The sequence below is a fragment of the Parageobacillus sp. KH3-4 genome, from assembly GCF_022846435.1.
GTDB lineage: Bacteria > Bacillota > Bacilli > Bacillales > Anoxybacillaceae > Parageobacillus > Parageobacillus thermoglucosidasius_A.
The window spans coordinates 3,011,101-3,028,110 of the sequence record NZ_AP025627.1; the positions used below are offsets into that span (position 1 = coordinate 3,011,101).

A 17,010-nucleotide genomic window follows, 5' to 3' on the forward strand; every position below is an offset into this window, starting at 1 on the left:
TCTTCTTCTTATAGAAGGCTTTTTTCTTTTACCATTTTCACAGAACATAGAACGGGGGAATGAGCGTGGGTCTTTTGGAAGATTTGCAAGAACGAATTGTCATCGCCGATGGCGCAATGGGAACGCTGCTATACTCCCATGGCGTCGATCGATGTTTTGAAGAATTAAATTTGTCGAGACCGGAAGACATTCTTCATATTCATGAAGCATATATCGCCGCAGGCGCCGAGGTCATTCAAACGAATACATACGGCGCCAACTATGTCAAGCTTGCCCGCTATGGACTCGAAGATGAAGTGCCATCTATTAACCGCGCGGCGGTGCGGCTGGCGAAACAAGCGGCGAAAAATAAAGCCTACGTGCTCGGAACGATCGGCGGACTGCGCAGCATCAACAAAAGCGCCGTTTCCATCGATGAAATAAAGCGGACGTTTCGCGAACAATTGTTTGTGCTGTTAAACGAAGACGTCGACGGCTTATTGCTCGAGACGTATTACGATTTGGAAGAATTAAAGACAGTGCTTGCGATCGCACGCAAAGAAACGGATAAGCCGATTATCGCGCACGTCACCCTCCACGAAGTCGGCGTTTTGCAAGACGGCACTCCGCTTGCCGAAGCATTGGCGCAATTAGAACAGTTGGGAGCCGACGTTGTCGGGCTCAACTGCCGTCTCGGCCCATACCATATGATCCGCTCACTCGAGGAAGTGCCGCTGCCAAGCAAAGCGTTTCTTTCTGCGTATCCGAACGCAAGCCTGCCGGATTACCGCGACGGGCGGCTTGTTTATGAAACAAACACCGACTATTTTAAAGAAACGGCGCTGGCGTTCCGCGAACAAGGGGTGCGCCTCATCGGTGGGTGCTGCGGCACGACGCCGAAGCATATCGAAGCGATGGCAATCGCCTTAACGGATCGAACCCCGGTGCAAACGAAAACGGTGAAGCAGCGCCATATTTCCGTTTCCATATCATCGGATGAACCAAACGCGGCACCGCCGCTGCAAGATATCGTCCGCAAGCGCCGTTCAGTGATCGTCGAACTCGATCCACCGAAAAAACTAGGCATCGCTAAATTTTTAGAAGGCGCCAAAGCGCTCAAAGAAGCGAATATTGATGCATTGACATTGGCCGATAACTCGTTGGCGACTCCACGCATTAGCAATATGGCGCTCGGCACAATCGTCAAAGAGCAGCTTGGCATTCGCCCGCTCATTCATATCACATGCCGCGATCGCAACTTGATTGGGCTGCAGTCGCATCTGATGGGCTTGCACACGCTCGGCATCACCGACGTGCTCGCTATTACCGGCGATCCGTCGAAGATCGGCGATTTTCCTGGGGCGACATCCGTCTATGATTTATCGTCCTTTGATCTCATTCGTCTAATTCGCCAATTTAACGAAGGGCTTTCCTATTCTGGAAAACCGCTCGGGCAAAAAACAAATTTCTCGATCGCCGCAGCGTTTAACCCGAACGTACGCCATTTGGACAAAGCGGTCGAACGCCTTGAGAAAAAAATTCAATGCGGCGCCCATTATTTTATTACTCAGCCATTATACTCCGAACAAAAAATCGAAGAAGTGTACGAAGCGACAAAGCATCTTGAGACGCCGATTTACATTGGCATTATGCCGCTAGTAAGCGCGCGCAACGCTGATTTTCTTCACCATGAAGTACCTGGCATTACGCTTTCCGATGAAATCCGCTCCCGCATGGCGTCATGCGCAAACGACCCGGTGCAATCGGCACGCGAAGGAATCGCCATTGCCAAGTCGCTCATTGACGCCGCTTTTGACTTATTTAACGGCATCTACTTAATCACGCCGTTTTTGCGCTATGAAATGACCGTCGAACTCGTTCGCTACATTCACGAAAAAGAACAAGCCGCTCAAGAAAGGGAGGTACTCCATGGGTAACATAACATTGCAGCAACAGCTCGAAAAAAAAATATTAGTTATTGATGGCGCAATGGGAACAATGATTCAAAGCGCGCAGCTTTCAGCCGATGATTTCGGGGGCGAGCAATATGAAGGCTGCAACGAATATTTGACGCTCACCGCCCCCCATGTGATCGAACGCATTCATGAAGCATATTTGCAAGCGGGAGCCGACATTATCGAAACGAACACATTTGGCGCGACTAGCATTGTGTTGGATGAATATGAGCTCGGCCATTTAGCGTTTGAATTAAACATCGAAGCGGCCAAATTGGCGCGCAAAGTCGCCGACGCTTACTCTACCCCTGAATGGCCGCGCTTTGTCGCCGGTTCGATGGGACCGACGACAAAAACGTTGTCCGTCACGGGCGGCGTTACGTTCGAGCAATTAGTTGCCGCTTATGAAGAACAAGCGCGCGGGTTATTGCTCGGCGGCGTCGACTTGCTTCTGTTAGAAACATGCCAAGACACGTTAAATGTCAAAGCCGGCTTTATTGGGATTACGAAAGCATTCGCCTCTGTCGGAAAAAAAGTGCCAATTATGATTTCCGGGACGATTGAACCGATGGGAACCACGCTCGCCGGCCAAACGATCGAATCGTTTTTCATCTCCGTCCAGCATATGAATCCGTTTGCCGTCGGCTTAAACTGCGCAACCGGCCCGGAATTTATGACCGACCATTTGCGCACGCTCGCTTCCTTGGCGAACACGGCCGTTAGCTGTTATCCGAACGCCGGGCTTCCGGATGAGGAAGGCCGCTATCACGAAACGCCGGATATGTTGGCGAAAAAAATCCAACGGTTCGCCGAAAAAGGCTGGATTAACATCGTCGGCGGCTGCTGCGGGACAACGCCGGAACATATCCGCGCCATCGCCGAAGCAGTCCGCGGCATTCCGCCGCGGCCGGTTCCAGCGTCGTTTGACGTCCACGCCGTCTCCGGCATTGATCCGCTTATTTATGATGAAACGATGCGTCCGTTGTTTGTCGGAGAGAGAACAAACGTCATCGGTTCGCGCAAATTCAAACGATTGATCGCTGAAGGAAAATATGAAGAAGCGGCGGAAATCGCCCGCGCGCAAGTAAAAAACGGCGCGCATGTCATCGACATTTGCTTAGCTGATCCAGACCGCAACGAACAAGAAGATATGGAAAAATTTATCCAGCAGGTCATCAAAAAAGTAAAAGTGCCGCTTGTCATTGACTCGACGGATGAACGTGTTATTGAACGAGCCCTCACTTATTCGCAAGGGAAAGCAATTATTAACTCGATTAACTTGGAAGATGGGGAAGAACGGTTTGAAAAAGTCGTTCCGCTCCTTCACAAATACGGCGCCGCCGTTGTCGTCGGAACGATTGATGAACAAGGGATGGCGATTGATGCCGAGCGGAAGCTGGAGATCGCCTTACGTTCATATGACTTGCTTGTGAATAAATACGGCGTTTCCCCACGCGACATTATTTTCGACCCGCTCGTATTCCCTGTCGGCACAGGCGACGAACAATATATCGGCGCCGCAAAAGAAACGATCGAGGGTATCCGCCTCATTAAAGAACGGCTTCCGCAATGTTTAACGATACTCGGCATTAGCAACGTCTCTTTTGGGCTTCCGCCGGTGGGCCGCGAAATTTTAAACTCTGTCTTTTTATATCATTGCACACAAGCCGGGCTCGACTACGCAATCGTCAATACGGAAAAGCTAGAACGGTTCGCTTCGATTCCGGAAGAAGAAGTTCGATTGGCCGAAGAGCTTCTGTTTAACACGAACGATGAAACGTTAAACATGTTTATCCAATTTTACCGCGATAAAACGAAAGAGCCGAAAAAAGCGAAAACAGAGCTTAGCCTTGAAGAGCGGCTCGCGCGCTATGTTATCGAAGGCACAAAAGAAGGATTGTTCGCCGATTTGGAACAAGCGCTGCAAACGTATGACGATCCGCTTGATATCATCAACGGTCCGCTGATGGCGGGAATGGATGAAGTCGGGCGGCTGTTTAATGACAACCAGCTTATTGTCGCCGAAGTATTGCAAAGCGCGGAAGTCATGAAAGCAGCGGTCGCCTTTTTAGAGCCGCATATGGAGAAAAAGGAAGGCAGCACAAAAGGAAAAGTGATTCTCGCCACCGTCAAAGGCGACGTGCACGATATCGGCAAAAACCTAGTCGACATCATTTTAAGCAACAACGGCTTTCATGTCATTGATCTAGGAATTAAAGTAACGCCGCAAAAACTGATCGAAGCTGTTCAAGCGGAAAAGCCGGATATCATTGGCTTATCCGGACTTCTTGTCAAATCCGCCCAGCAAATGGTCGTCACCGCCCAGGATTTGCGGCAAGCGGGCATTTCGATTCCGATTTTAGTCGGCGGCGCCGCGCTGACGCGCAAGTTTACCGAAAACAAAATCGCTCCGGAATATGACGGCATCGTCTTATATGCAAAAGACGCCATGGAAGGGCTGGCATTGGCAAACCAATTGCAGCAAAATGAAATTGAGTATACAAAAACGGAAAAACAAGAAACGAAACAAGAAAAAACGGCGCCAACAGCTACCGCCGCCAAATCGAACGTTTCAACCGATGTGCCCGTGTTTGTGCCGGCGGATTTAGAACGTCACGTGCTCAAAGATATTTCGCTTTCGCACATTATTCCATACGTCAACTGGCAAATGGTGTTAGGACACCATCTCGGATTAAAAGGGAAAGTGAAACGGCTCCTTGAGGAAAAAGATGAAAAAGCGCTTATGTTAAAGCAAGTTGTCGACGATCTGCTTCAACAAGCCCATCAAGAACAATGGATCACACCAGCGGCGTTGTACCGATTTTTCCCGGCGCAAAGTGAGGGAAACCGGATTTATATTTACTCGCCAGAAGACAAACGGACAATTATTGAAACATTCGAATTTCCAAGACAGCCAAGAGCTCCATACCTTTGTTTAGCCGATTACTTGAAACCTGTCGAAAGCGGGCAAATCGATTACGTTGGCTTTTTTGCGGTCACCGCCGGCAAAGGCATTCGCGAACTCGCACAGCGATGGAAGGAAAACGGCGAATTTTTAAAAAGCCACGCGATTCAAGCATTGGCGCTGGAAGTCGCCGAAGGATTGGCCGAGTTCATTCACCAAGTCATGCGCGACCGCTGGGGTTTTCCGGATGATCCGGACTTTACAATGGAAGAGCGCTTTGCCGCCAAATATCAAGGGCAGCGCTACTCGTTCGGCTACCCGGCCTGTCCAAACTTAGAGGATCAGGAAAAGCTCTTCCGCCTATTGCGTCCCGAAGAAATCGGCATTCAATTGACGGACGGATATATGATGGAACCGGAAGCTTCCGTTTCCGCGATCGTCTTCGCCCATCCGGAAGCGCGCTATTTCAATGTTCTGTAAAAAAGCTGGCCATATCGGCCAGCTTTTTATTCTCCCTCTAGCTTTCTGAAACCTTTTTCATTCTATGTAATTACTGCTTGCACAGATGAGGAAGGTTGTATAAACAAAACAGGTAAGCATCGGCAAAGCCAACATGGTGCTTATGATTGCAGCACAAATTCTTTGTCGATAGTCTTAATACAATGGGCCCCGGCTAACTGTTTTAGCTTTTCATCTATTTCTTTTCATTAAAGTTTTGCTCATTGTTCATTCATGAATAGCATTACATATTTTTCCCTCCTTGTCTCATACTAACGGTGATAGATTGTGCACAAGGAGGAATGGAAGATGGTCACAAAACAGCAGGCGACGCTGCCGCCACAGCATCAAAACCGCCAGCCCGGATGGCAAACGGACATGAACCCGCAGCCTGTTTCGATCAGCGCGACATATAAAGGAAGCGGGAAATTGCAAAATAAAGCAGCCATTATTAGCGGCGGTGACAGCGGCATTGGCCGGGCAGTCGCCATTCATTTCGCAAAAGAAGGTGCGGATGTGGCGATTATTTATTTAAACGAACATGAAGACGCGGAAGAAACGAAACGCCAAGTCGAACAGGAAGGAAGAAAATGCTTGCTTTTTGCCGGCGACGTCGGTGATGAACAGTTTTGCAAACATGCCGTAAAGCAAACGATCAACCAATTTGGCAAATTAGACATCGTCGTCAATAACGCCGCAGAACAGCATCCGCAAAAAAGCTTGCTGCATATTACATCAGAACAGCTGGAAAAAACGTTCCGCACCAACGTCTTCGGCTATTTTTATTTGACAAAAGCGGCGCTTCCGTACTTGCAAAAAGGCAGCGCCATTATTAATACGGCGTCAATTACCGCTTACGAAGGCAACGAACAATTAATTGACTATTCAGCCACCAAAGGCGCGATTGTCGCCTTTACGCGCTCATTAGCGAAATCGCTCGCCGGTCAAGGCATCCGCGTCAACGGCGTCGCCCCGGGACCGATTTGGACGCCGCTGATTCCGTCTACTTTTGCAAGCGACCAAGTCGCCACTTTCGGCTCCAACACCCCGATGAAGCGGCCGGGGCAGCCGAGCGAAGTCGCCCCAAGCTACGTCTTTTTGGCAAGCGATGACGCATCTTATATTACAGGACAGATGATACACGTCAACGGTGGGAAAGTGGTGAATGGGTAAAAAGCGATGCGCAAAGGCGCGCCTTCAAAAAACAAATACTTTTCCGGCAAAAACACTTGTTTATGTATCACCATGTTAGACATCATTTGGAAGACAATATTGGTCATGTTAAAGCAATGAAAAACTTCATTTCCAGCAAACCACGCTCTGAAACCGTCAGACGATTTTTTATGTCATATTTTCTAACAGATTTATTGCTTTCCATTAACATCAAGATTATGATAAAGATGTAATTGGTGCTATGTTTCGTTTCATTTTTTCAACTACAGCAAAATTTTACACCCTCTCTTCTCTTTTTAGCTTGCGATAATATGCCGCAAGCTTTTCTTTTCCATTCACTCCTGTATACTTGCAACGTAATGAGGTACATCCCCTTTGTTCATTATTTGCTTTTCCCACCTCACTCATCGGCTTTGCCCACTTTTTCATCCATCTGCGCAGACGCTTCGCATGAAAGACTTTGTTCGAAAAAGCAGCGCAGCATATTGCTCACTTCTTCTTGATTTTTAACAAGCGGTTTTCATATAGAGGATGGGATCAATTACGTCCTGAAATTTGTGTAAAAGGCAACAGCAAAAAGCAGTTTTATTTTCCAAAGATTCAAGTTCACCGCATTTTTTCAATCCACGCACAATTCTATTCGCATAGGTGGAACGTGCGTTCTTGTCGGATTGCCGCCGGAAGAAATGCCTATTCCGATTTTGATACGGTATTAAATGGAATTAAAATTGTCAGTTCTATCGTCGGCACGCGGAAAGACTTGCAAAAAGCACTTCGGTTCGCTGCAGAGGTCAAGTAAAAACCATTATTGAAGTGCAACCTCTTGAAAAAACTAATGAAGTATTTGACAAAATGCTAAAAGGGGAAATCAACGGGCGTGTAGTTTTAACGTTAGAAGATAAATCAAATCGAGCACCGTTTTCCCGTGGCAACAACCAATAAAAAAGAAAATATTTACAATATGGCGTTCTAGGGCTGTCTCACAAAGATGAGATAGCCTTTTTTATATAAATGTTTTGACAAAAAAGCGGCTCTTAGGTTAGTACAACCGCAATTGATATCATATCCAATCTGGTTGGAAATGTGGAACTCCTCTTTCCAAGTTACATTCAAAAGTAAAAGAATATAAATAATAACCAATAGTATATTTTTTGACACTATGTAAAAATAAAGTGCGTACTTCTAAAGATAAATCATACATAGTATACTCATCAGTGTGTAAAACACAAAAAATACTGCTGCTTGCACAACCAACAATAAACTTTTATGAGGGGTGAAGAATTCATGGAATTACAATTAGCATTGGATCTCGTAAACATTCCAGAAGCAAAAAAGCTGGTAAAAGAAGTCGAGGAGTATGTGGATATTGTAGAAATCGGCACTCCAGTGATTATTAACGAGGGGCTTAGAGCCGTAAAGGAAATCAAGCAAGAATTCCCTCACTTAAAAGTATTGGCAGACTTAAAAATCATGGATGCAGCCGCATATGAAGTCATGAAAGCATCCGAAGCTGGCGCTGACATTATCACTATACTTGGGGTTGCTGAAGATTTGTCCATCAAAGGTGCTGTGGAAGAAGCGAAAAAACAAGGGAAAAAAATCTTGGTAGACATGATCGGAGTGAAGAATTTAGAAGAACGAGCAAAAGAAGTGGATGAGTTTGGAGTCGACTATATTTGTGTACACACAGGGTATGACCTTCAAGCAGTCGGAAAAAACTCTCTTGAAGACCTTGCAACAATCAAGCGTGTCGTGAAAAACGCAAAGACAGCGATCGCAGGCGGCATTAAATTAAACACATTGCCTGAGGTCATTAAAGCAAAACCTGATCTTATCATCGTTGGCGGCGGTATTACCAATCAAGAAGATAAACGAGCGGTAGCAGCTGAAATGAAAAAAATGATCCAACAAGGTGAATGAATGATGCAGACTACGCAATATTTAGGTGAAATCATCAAAGAGTTAAATCGGACAGCTGATTTTATCGCTGACGAAGAAGCGGAAAAGTTGGTAAATGGGATTCTCGAAGCAAAGAAAATTTTTGTAGCTGGCGCAGGTAGATCTGGGTTTATGTCGAAATCTTTTGCGATGCGAATGATGCACATGGGGTTAGACGCCTACGTAGTAGGCGAAACCATAACCCCTAGCCTAGAACAAGATGACATTTTGATCATTGGATCAGGTTCAGGGGAAACGAGAAGTTTAGTTTCCATGGCCGAGAAAGCAAAAAGCTTAGGCGCCAAAGTAGCGTTAGTAACCATTTTCCCTGAATCGACCATTGGACAATTGGCTGATATCACGATTAAATTACCTGGTTCGCCTAAAGACCAATCAGATAATGGATACAACACGATACAGCCAATGGGATCGCTATTTGAGCAAACCCTCTTGCTATTCTATGATGCGATCATATTAAGATGTATGGAGAAAAAAGGGCTGGACTCCAATACCATGTTTAAAAGGCATGCCAATCTTGAATAAAGTATATATGGGACTTTTGTTCAGAGCACCTTCAACCAACCAAAATCTTAAACTATTCAAATGGAATTTTCAACTAGCAACACGGGGGAAAGGGGAAAAGGCCGCGGAGCTTTCTTTAAGAAACGCTTTGCGGCCTTTTTCAGTCATAATGAAAAGTCGATTTTTCCATGGAATAGGAAAAATCGACTTTTTGTGTTTTTCCAAAAGACTGAAATAGCAAGTCACTTAAATATCTAAAAGCAATATCGTATTCTTGGATTCTAAATTTTTAATCATATCATCCCAAGACTTCGGTTTGTTCGATAAGACGGAATAATAACGTTTCAAAAACTTCACAACAAGCTCTGCTGGAAGTTCATTCACGCCATCGTCCATCGGAAGGAAACAAAGATCAAGACCGGTTACGGCTTCTCCATCATTATTCCAAGATGGATGGACATAAGAGAAGTCAAGCCGCTTATATCCCAAATGGGACAATACCTCACGGCGAACATATGGATCCATCGGCTTAATCCCGCCAAATTCATAATGCTCCACCCGATAAGGATCATAAATTTCAGCGAACATGCCATATAACCGCTTTCCATTTGCCGCAGCCCAATTGTTCAAATCCTCTAACCGTTTTGTGGCTAAAAAGCGCCCAATTCCCAGCCCTTCCCTTCCAATAATAGTAAAATCCGTCATCGCAACATTCAAATCTTTATAATAGCGATACTCCGTCGCACCTACTACTTCTCCTTCGTGAACCGCAACGCACACACGAATTCCCGGATCTTCCAGAGGCTCTTTCCACAAATCGAATGCCAATACTTCTTCGGGAGGAAATACATTTTGCATCAATTGGTGCATTTTTTTAAACAAAGGGTCTTCTATACTCGTAATTCTGCGATATTCCATCTTAATCATTCTCCTTGCTAAGATTTTGACCGATAAAAAGGATTTTTCCATTCCATAAGCGCAGCATAATTGCACGATTCTTCATCCTCTAAATAGTTTTCCACCACTTTTACAGGGGTACGGCCGCAACGGAGCAGGAAGGTAATTACAGGATCCTTCAATTCCCCTTTTACAACAGCTTCGAGATATTGCTCCGCTGTCATTTCATGAGCTTTTTTATGATATCCAGGCATTCTTCCTCCGCCTAGCAGCCGTTCTAATCCTAAATGAATAACTACTTCATACATGGATAACATCAGCCATTTCCCCAGCCCTAATTTGCGATAGGCAGGGCGCACGCCAATATCAACGACATAGAGCGTATTCCCGTTTGGGTTATGGTTGCGGATATATCCATTATCCGTAATCTCTTCCCATGTATGGTCTGGATGGTCAGGATCAAAGTCAACAATAAGCCCCGTCATCGATCCGGCAATTTCACCATTCACTTCCACACATAAAGCTCCCTCTGGAAATAGCGTAATATGGTTTTTCAGTTGTTCCGTATTCCACCATAATTCAGACGGGAATGGCGGAGGGAAGCTTTCTTGTTGAATGCGGATTAATCCAGAGAAATCCTTTTCTTCATAATTGCGGATTACCGCTGGGACAGGACGATCTTGGTCAAAGACGTAAAACTCCTTTCGATACATTTTTCCCCCTCCTCAATGAAGCAGCTAATCACATCCTTATTTCCAATCCGGATAAAGATCCGTGCGCCGATCGCGCCATGTGGTGACGGAACCGCTTTCGCGAACCTGATATAACAGCTCTAAATCAAGATCAGCGGTGACAATCATATCATGGTTGATTTCCCCTTCTGCCAAGATGCCGCGCGGAGGAAACGGGATGTCGTTTGGCGTAATCACCGCCGCTTGCCCAAAATTGGCCCGCATAAAATCAACCGTAGGAAGGGAACCTACCGTACCAGTGGTGACAACATAGACTTGATTTTCAATTGCCCTCGCATGGCTAGTGTAACGGACACGATAAAATCCGTGACGATCATCGGTGCAAGAAGGACAGAAAATGACATCCGCCCCCTTCGCCTTTGCCATTCGAACGATTTCTGGAAATTCGATGTCATAGCAAGTCAACATCGCAATGGTTCCCTTGTCTGTCTCGAACACCTGCAGGCTTTCGCCCGGAGACATGTTCCATTCCTTTACTTCCGTCGGAGTAATATGAAGCTTTGGCTGTTCGGCAACTCTTCCGTCTGGATAGAATAAATGAGCAACGTTGTATAATCGGCCGTTTTTACGGATGACATGGGTTCCTCCAATAATATGCATCTTTGTTTGCTTAGCCAAATTAATAAATAAAGAGCGATATTGTTCTGTAAAATCAGGAAGGTCTTGAATGGTCAAAGGCTTCCCTTGCTGGTTGCCGATAGACATTAGCTGAGTGGTGAAAAATTCTGGAAACAGGACAAAATCCGCTCCAAACTCTTCAGCTGTTTTCATATAATGTTCTACTTGTTTAGCAAATTCCTCAAACGATTGGATAGTGTGGAGATGATATTGAACCGCTGACACTCTCAGTTTCATAGTCTCCCCCTTTCTCATTACCAATGTTTCGCCATCTTTATGCGGCGATACTGATATTATTAGATACATCATTCTATTTAACAAGTAGACACTTTCATGTTACATAGTGTGAAAAAGTATACTAAAAGAAGAAACGAAAAAAAGAAGCAAGTAAGAATCACTGAAGAATTTTAAGGACATTTTCTGCCAGACCGCCCTCGCATCCAAACAGCCATCAACATGCATATAAAAAACCAACGGACAGCGGATCTTCCATAAAGATGGTTGTCCGTTGGCTTTTAACGTCTAATATCACTTATTGCTTTTTTATCTGTATCTTGATGAAAAGGTATTTTCTGTCAATTATGAAGAAAGCAAACAGGTAGTTTTCGAAGTTTTAAAGGAGAAAATTTTTTCTATTTGGCGACTTCATTAATTTTTACTTGCCCCTTTACGACCGTCTCCATATAGTTTTTGCCCCATTCATACATCGCATCAAGAATTGGCATCAAACTTTTTCCATGCTCGGTCAGTGAATATTCCACTTTTGGTGGAACCACCGGATAGACTTCGCGATGCACAATTTGATCTTGCTCCAGCTCTCTTAACTGGTTAACTAGCATTCTTTGGGTGATCCCAGGCATGAGAGCTTTTAGTTCGCTAAACCGCTTCTTTCCCCCTTTTCCTAGATGCCACAAAATAAGCATTTTCCATTTACCGCCAATAACAGCAAGTGTTAATTCTTTTTCACAGTTATACGTCTTGCCACAAACGTGTCCCATCGTTTCACCCCCCTATGTTGATTATAACTGATAGTATATTCTTTGTCACTTTATGGTCGTAAAGCACATACTGTCAAATACATGTTATACATATTTATTTTCGCTCATAGCAGATGGCATTCATTCTAGGATGGGAAAAGGCTTTTTCATGATCCATTCCGTTCATTGTGCCCACAATCCTTTTATATCATTAAGTATATTTTTTTACACTATATTATATTTTTATCACTACATGATAATAAAGTGCGTACTTCTCAATAAATTTTATACGCATTATACTAGCATCTGTGAACAAAATCACGAGCACTATTGTTTTACTATTCCACGCGATATTTACGTTCTCGCTGCTTTAAAAAACGCTGGAAGGGACAACAACTGTGCCCTCGTCATTGGCGGCGCCGTCAAAAAAACCGTTTTCAGTAAACGATTTAGTAACGAGAAAATACAAGAACAAAACTTTCATGCGTTTTTCACAACATACCAATTCGCGCAATGTGGCAAATCCCGCTATATCTGCTCTATCAGGTCGATTCTTTTTGAAAAACGTTTCGAAAAAGACAGGGGGGATCACATTGGATTCGATGACTTTCGTTTTGTTTGGGGCAACGGGCGATTTAGCGAAACGAAAAATTTTCCCTGCATTATATAATTTATTTCTCGATCAAAAAATGCCCCAGTCGTTTTCTATCATTGGCGTAAGCAAAAGAGAATTGTCCAATGATGAATTTCAAATATATGTGGAAAATTCGATCAAAACCTTTTCCAGACGCTTGATAAATGACCGCTCCAAAATGGAAGAGTTTCTCCATGCATTTCGTTATACTTCTTTAGATGTAACGAATGCACAAGGGTATAAAAAGTTGCTTGAAATGGTTCAACAACGCGAAAAAGAATTGAATATTCCTGAAAACCGCATGTTTTATTTATCTGTTGCTCCAGAATTTTTTGATGTGATTGCATCGAACATTAAGGAAAGCGGCTTAGGATCCACCAATGGTTGGAAACGTCTAATTATTGAAAAACCGTTCGGTCACGATATCAAATCGGCCCAAGAGTTAAACGAAAAGTTAAGCCAAGCTTTCGAAGAAGAAGAAATTTATCGGGTAGATCATTACCTTGGAAAGCCGATGGTTCAAAACCTTGAAGCTTTAAAATTTGCCAACCCTGTGTTTCAAGCGATATGGAACAATCAATATATAGCCAATGTGCAAATTACGGCAAGTGAGACGGTTGGAGTAGAACAAAGAGCAAGCTATTATGATCAGGCAGGAGCCATCCGCGATATGTTTCAAAATCATATGCTGCAATTGCTGATGATGACAGCCATGCACCTGCCAAAACAAATTAGCGCAAAAGACATCCGTAATGAGAAAAGAAAAATCATGGAATCTCTTCGACCAATACAGAAAGAAGAAGTAAGTTTACACGTCGTTCGCGGTCAATACGGTCCTGGAGAAATCAATGGCAAACCAGTAGTCGGATATAAAGAAGAGCCTGGAGTCGATGCTTCTTCAACAACGGAGACATTTGTTGCTGCCCGTTTGTGGATCGATGATGAAAATTGGAGCGGGGTACCATTCTATATCCGTACAGGCAAAAGAATGAAGGAAAAATCCACACGTATTGTGATCGAATTTAAAAATCCATTAAAGGAATGGCACTTACCGAAAAATGAGGAAACATCCCCTAATCTTTTGGCGATTCAAATCAATCCGAACGAAAGTGTTTCGCTGCAATTCAATAGCAAAAATGTATTTAACAACGGAAAGATGGAACCTGTCCATATGCACTTTACGACTAATCAGAAAGAGATACCCGAAGCCTATGAACTCTTGATTTTTGACGCTTTACATGGCGATTCGACTTTCTTTGCCCATTGGAAAGAAGTTGAACTATCTTGGAAATGGGTACAACCTGTTTTAGAGGCATTTGCGGAAAATCTCCTTCCTCTCCACTCATATCGTTCAGGTTCGATGGGGCCAGAGGCTTCTGATCAATTATTGAAAGAAGACGGATTTTATTGGCAGTAGGTAATCACTTCCGGAGCAAACTTGAAAACATCATTTCTGAAATGGGAAAGAGGAAGTACATTGTTCTGCCAGCAAATTTTCTTTGAACAAGATATTTTTAGGAGGTAGTCAGCATGAGAGTCGGGTTAATCGGTTTAGGAAAAATGGGATTCAACTTAGGCAAAAATCTCATTGACCATAAGCACAAAGTAGTGGCGTTCGATGTAAATGCAAATGCGGTGGAAGAAATAAAAAAATACGGAGCCAAAGGCGTATCCAGTTTAAAGGAGCTCGTTTTATCATTAGAAAATCCAAGAATTCTTTGGATGATGGTTCCACATACAGTTGTTGATTCGGTGATTGGCGAGATTACACCGTTTTTAAGCAAAGGAGATATTGTGATTGATGGTGGCAATTCTCACTATAAGGAATCGATTCGCCGCTATAACGAGCTAAAGGAAATGGGAATTCACTTTATGGATGCCGGAACCTCCGGTGGAGTGGAAGGCGCCCGTAACGGAGCGTGTTACATGGTTGGAGGCGATCCTGAAGCTTGGAACATTGTCGAGCCTCTTTTCCGAGATACCGCTGTAGAAAATGGGTACTTATATACAGGAAAAGCGGGTAGCGGCCACTTCTTAAAAATGGTCCACAACGGGATTGAATATGGAATGATGGCTGCCATTGGCGAAGGCTTCGAAATATTAGAGAAAAGCGAATTCGATTATGACTATGAAAAAGTGGCAAGAGTGTGGAATCATGGTTCGGTTATTCGTTCATGGCTCATGGAATTAACAGAACGCGCATTTTCCAAAGATGCAAAATTAGAGGAAATCAAAGGAATTATGCATTCTTCCGGTGAAGGAAAATGGACAGTCGAAACAGCTTTGGATCTGCAAACTGCCGCTCCTGTCATCGCCATGGCCTTATTGATGCGGTACCGTTCATTGGAAAGCGATACATTTACAGGCAAAGTGGTGGCAGCCCTACGCAACGAATTTGGCGGACATGCTGTAGAAAGAAATGAGAAGAAATAAATAATTATAAGCATGGAAGTATTCCTAGAAAACATAAAATCCCTTTCAGACGTGAGCTTCAAATAACCAATGGAGACATACGCAGCAAAATTGGAAGAGAAAGGAGAAGTGTTATATGGCTGTCTCTTTTGATTACTCCAATGCCTTGCCATTTATGAAAGAAAGTGAACTAGATTATTTAAGCGGATTTGTAAAAGCAGCTCATCATATGCTCTATGAAAAGAAAGGTCCAGGATCCGATTTTCTTGGCTGGGTTGATTGGCCGATCCGCTATGATAAAGACGAATTTGCGCGAATCAAACAAGCTGCTGAAAAAATCCGAAGTCATTCAGATGCTCTTGTGGTGATCGGCATTGGCGGGTCTTATTTAGGGGCAAGGGCAGCTATTGAAGCATTATCCCATACCTTTCATAACCAAGTGAATGCGACACAAATTTATTTCGCTGGCCAGAATATCAGTTCCACTTATATTTCTCATTTATTAGACGTATTAGAAGGCAAAGATTTGTCTATCAATGTTGTTTCTAAATCAGGAGCAACGACAGAGCCTGCCATTGCTTTCCGGATTTTCCGTGACTACATGGAGAAAAAATATGGAAAAGAGGAAGCAAGAAAACGGATTTACGTTACTACCGATCGGGCAAAAGGAGCATTAAAAAAGCTCGCCGATCAAGAAGGATATGAAACTTTCGTCATTCCGGATGACATAGGCGGAAGATATTCTGTACTGACAGCAGTCGGCCTATTGCCTATCGCGGTAGCTGGGCTGAATATTGAGCGAATGATGGAAGGGGCGGCATCAGCATATCATAAATATAACAATCCGGATCTTTGCACCAACGAGAGCTACCAGTATGCCGCTGTGCGAAATATTCTCTACCGCAAAGGCAAAGCGATCGAATTATTGGTGAACTATGAACCATCTCTTCATTATGTATCTGAGTGGTGGAAACAGCTGTTTGGCGAAAGTGAAGGGAAAGATCAGAAAGGACTCTTTCCTGCATCCGTTGACTTTACAACGGATTTGCATTCCATGGGGCAATACGTTCAGGAAGGCCGCCGCAATCTGATCGAAACGGTGCTGCAAGTCAAGAAACCGCGAATCGAACTGACGATTCAAGAAGATCCAGAAAATATCGATGGATTAAACTTCTTGGCCGGTAAGACACTGGATGAAGTAAACAAAAAAGCTTTCCAAGGCACGCTATTAGCACATGTAGACGGCGGAGTACCTAACTTAATTGTTGAACTGGATGAAATGAATGAATATACCTTTGGTGAAATGGTATACTTCTTCGAAAAAGCTTGCGGCATTAGCGGCCATTTGCTCGGTGTGAATCCGTTTGATCAGCCGGGAGTGGAAGCTTACAAGAAGAATATGTTTGCCTTGCTTGGCAAACCGGGCTTTGAAGCGGAAAAAGCGTCCCTCATGAAACGGTTATCTAAATAACGTTTTTCTCCTGCTTGTTATCATGCAGCTATCTTGAGTGAGGGCTCTACATTCTAAACTACCTGTTTTCCTGAACTCTACAGGAGACAGGTAGTTTTATTTTTCCCGAGTTTTTTATAATCTTTTTTCTCGTCTGCAAGTAAAATTAGTATGTCTAATACAGACCATTAACTTACACATGCAAACGATACTCGTTATTTTGCCAAAGCTTATTGAATCAACTTTTGAAAATGGGAAGATAACGCAGCTTGAAACGCGAAGATGAAAGATATAATGATT

At 43.9% G+C, this 17,010-nt stretch carries 12 protein-coding genes and 1 pseudogene; 9 read left to right on the plus strand and 4 right to left on the minus strand.

The window, feature by feature from the left end:
* Positions 1 to 65: 65 nt before the first annotated feature.
* From MWM02_RS15180 to hxlB, 6 genes and pseudogenes are all read left to right on the plus strand, one after another.
* Positions 66 to 1,916, plus strand: coding sequence for a bifunctional homocysteine S-methyltransferase/methylenetetrahydrofolate reductase (locus MWM02_RS15180; protein ID WP_244402356.1), 1,851 nt, complete (start codon positions 66 to 68; stop codon positions 1,914 to 1,916).
* Positions 1,909 to 5,319, plus strand: a complete 3,411-nt coding sequence (gene metH, locus MWM02_RS15185; RefSeq protein ID WP_244402357.1) for a methionine synthase — start codon at positions 1,909 to 1,911, stop codon at positions 5,317 to 5,319. The genes MWM02_RS15180 and metH overlap by 8 nt, the downstream gene beginning before the upstream one ends.
* Positions 5,320 to 5,646: 327 nt before the next feature.
* Positions 5,647 to 6,510: an SDR family oxidoreductase gene (locus MWM02_RS15190; RefSeq protein WP_244402358.1), complete on the plus strand. Its 864-nt coding sequence runs from the start codon at positions 5,647 to 5,649 to the stop codon at positions 6,508 to 6,510.
* 623 nt (positions 6,511 to 7,133) lie between these two features.
* Positions 7,134 to 7,452: pseudogene (locus MWM02_RS15195) on the plus strand (zinc-binding dehydrogenase); the annotation flags it as partial.
* A gap of 342 nt (positions 7,453 to 7,794) precedes the next feature.
* Positions 7,795 to 8,430, plus strand: a complete 636-nt coding sequence (gene hxlA / locus MWM02_RS15200) for a 3-hexulose-6-phosphate synthase (RefSeq protein WP_042383634.1) — start codon at positions 7,795 to 7,797, stop codon at positions 8,428 to 8,430.
* Positions 8,431 to 8,433: 3 nt separating this feature from the next.
* Positions 8,434 to 8,991 (plus strand): 6-phospho-3-hexuloisomerase, encoded by a 558-nt coding sequence (gene hxlB / locus MWM02_RS15205; protein WP_064552513.1) that lies wholly within the window; start codon positions 8,434 to 8,436, stop codon positions 8,989 to 8,991.
* A gap of 225 nt (positions 8,992 to 9,216) precedes the next feature.
* Here the strand turns inward: hxlB and MWM02_RS15210 are convergent, their stop codons facing one another.
* The 4 genes from MWM02_RS15210 to hxlR all read right to left on the minus strand — a co-directional run bounded on the left by MWM02_RS15210 (position 9,217) and on the right by hxlR (position 12,235).
* A complete protein-coding gene (locus tag MWM02_RS15210; RefSeq protein ID WP_064552514.1) occupies positions 9,217 to 9,888 on the minus strand; it encodes a hypothetical protein in 672 nt (223 codons plus the stop codon).
* Positions 9,889 to 9,905: 17 nt separating this feature from the next.
* A complete protein-coding gene (locus MWM02_RS15215; RefSeq protein ID WP_244402359.1) occupies positions 9,906 to 10,580 on the minus strand; it encodes a GNAT family N-acetyltransferase in 675 nt (224 codons plus the stop codon).
* Positions 10,581 to 10,616: 36 nt separating this feature from the next.
* Positions 10,617 to 11,474 (minus strand): carbon-nitrogen hydrolase family protein, encoded by an 858-nt coding sequence (locus MWM02_RS15220; protein WP_013877329.1) that lies wholly within the window; start codon positions 11,472 to 11,474, stop codon positions 10,617 to 10,619.
* Positions 11,475 to 11,869: 395 nt separating this feature from the next.
* Positions 11,870 to 12,235, minus strand: coding sequence for a transcriptional activator HxlR (gene hxlR / locus MWM02_RS15225; protein WP_244402360.1), 366 nt, complete (start codon positions 12,233 to 12,235; stop codon positions 11,870 to 11,872).
* Between the two features lie 572 nt (positions 12,236 to 12,807).
* Here hxlR and zwf point away from each other — a divergent pair.
* From zwf to MWM02_RS15240, 3 genes are all read left to right on the plus strand, one after another.
* Positions 12,808 to 14,265, plus strand: coding sequence for a glucose-6-phosphate dehydrogenase (gene zwf / locus MWM02_RS15230; protein ID WP_244402361.1), 1,458 nt, complete (start codon positions 12,808 to 12,810; stop codon positions 14,263 to 14,265).
* A 113-nt stretch (positions 14,266 to 14,378) separates the two neighbouring features.
* Positions 14,379 to 15,281 carry a phosphogluconate dehydrogenase (NAD(+)-dependent, decarboxylating) gene (gene gnd, locus MWM02_RS15235; RefSeq protein WP_244402362.1) on the plus strand — a complete coding sequence of 301 codons (903 nt, stop codon included), beginning with the start codon at positions 14,379 to 14,381 and terminating at the stop codon, positions 15,279 to 15,281.
* A 115-nt stretch (positions 15,282 to 15,396) separates the two neighbouring features.
* Positions 15,397 to 16,731, plus strand: coding sequence for a glucose-6-phosphate isomerase (locus tag MWM02_RS15240; protein ID WP_244402363.1), 1,335 nt, complete (start codon positions 15,397 to 15,399; stop codon positions 16,729 to 16,731).
* The last annotated feature ends 279 nt before the right edge of the window (positions 16,732 to 17,010 follow it).

Bases quoted from the DNA above. Each gene is read 5' to 3' on its own strand.
- hxlA (WP_042383634.1), top strand. From the start codon at position 7,795: ATGGAATTACAATTAGCATTGGATCTCGTAAACATTCCAGAAGCAAAA.
- MWM02_RS15190 (WP_244402358.1), top strand. From the start codon at position 5,647: ATGGTCACAAAACAGCAGGCGACGCTGCCGCCACAGCATCAAAACCGC.
- gnd (WP_244402362.1), top strand. From the start codon at position 14,379: ATGAGAGTCGGGTTAATCGGTTTAGGAAAAATGGGATTCAACTTAGGC.
- metH (WP_244402357.1), top strand. From the start codon at position 1,909: ATGGGTAACATAACATTGCAGCAACAGCTCGAAAAAAAAATATTAGTT.
- hxlB (WP_064552513.1), top strand. From the start codon at position 8,434: ATGCAGACTACGCAATATTTAGGTGAAATCATCAAAGAGTTAAATCGG.
- MWM02_RS15220 (WP_013877329.1), bottom strand. From the start codon at position 11,474: ATGAAACTGAGAGTGTCAGCGGTTCAATATCATCTCCACACTATCCAA.
- MWM02_RS15215 (WP_244402359.1), bottom strand. From the start codon at position 10,580: ATGTATCGAAAGGAGTTTTACGTCTTTGACCAAGATCGTCCTGTCCCA.
- hxlR (WP_244402360.1), bottom strand. From the start codon at position 12,235: ATGGGACACGTTTGTGGCAAGACGTATAACTGTGAAAAAGAATTAACA.
- MWM02_RS15240 (WP_244402363.1), top strand. From the start codon at position 15,397: ATGGCTGTCTCTTTTGATTACTCCAATGCCTTGCCATTTATGAAAGAA.
- MWM02_RS15210 (WP_064552514.1), bottom strand. From the start codon at position 9,888: ATGGAATATCGCAGAATTACGAGTATAGAAGACCCTTTGTTTAAAAAA.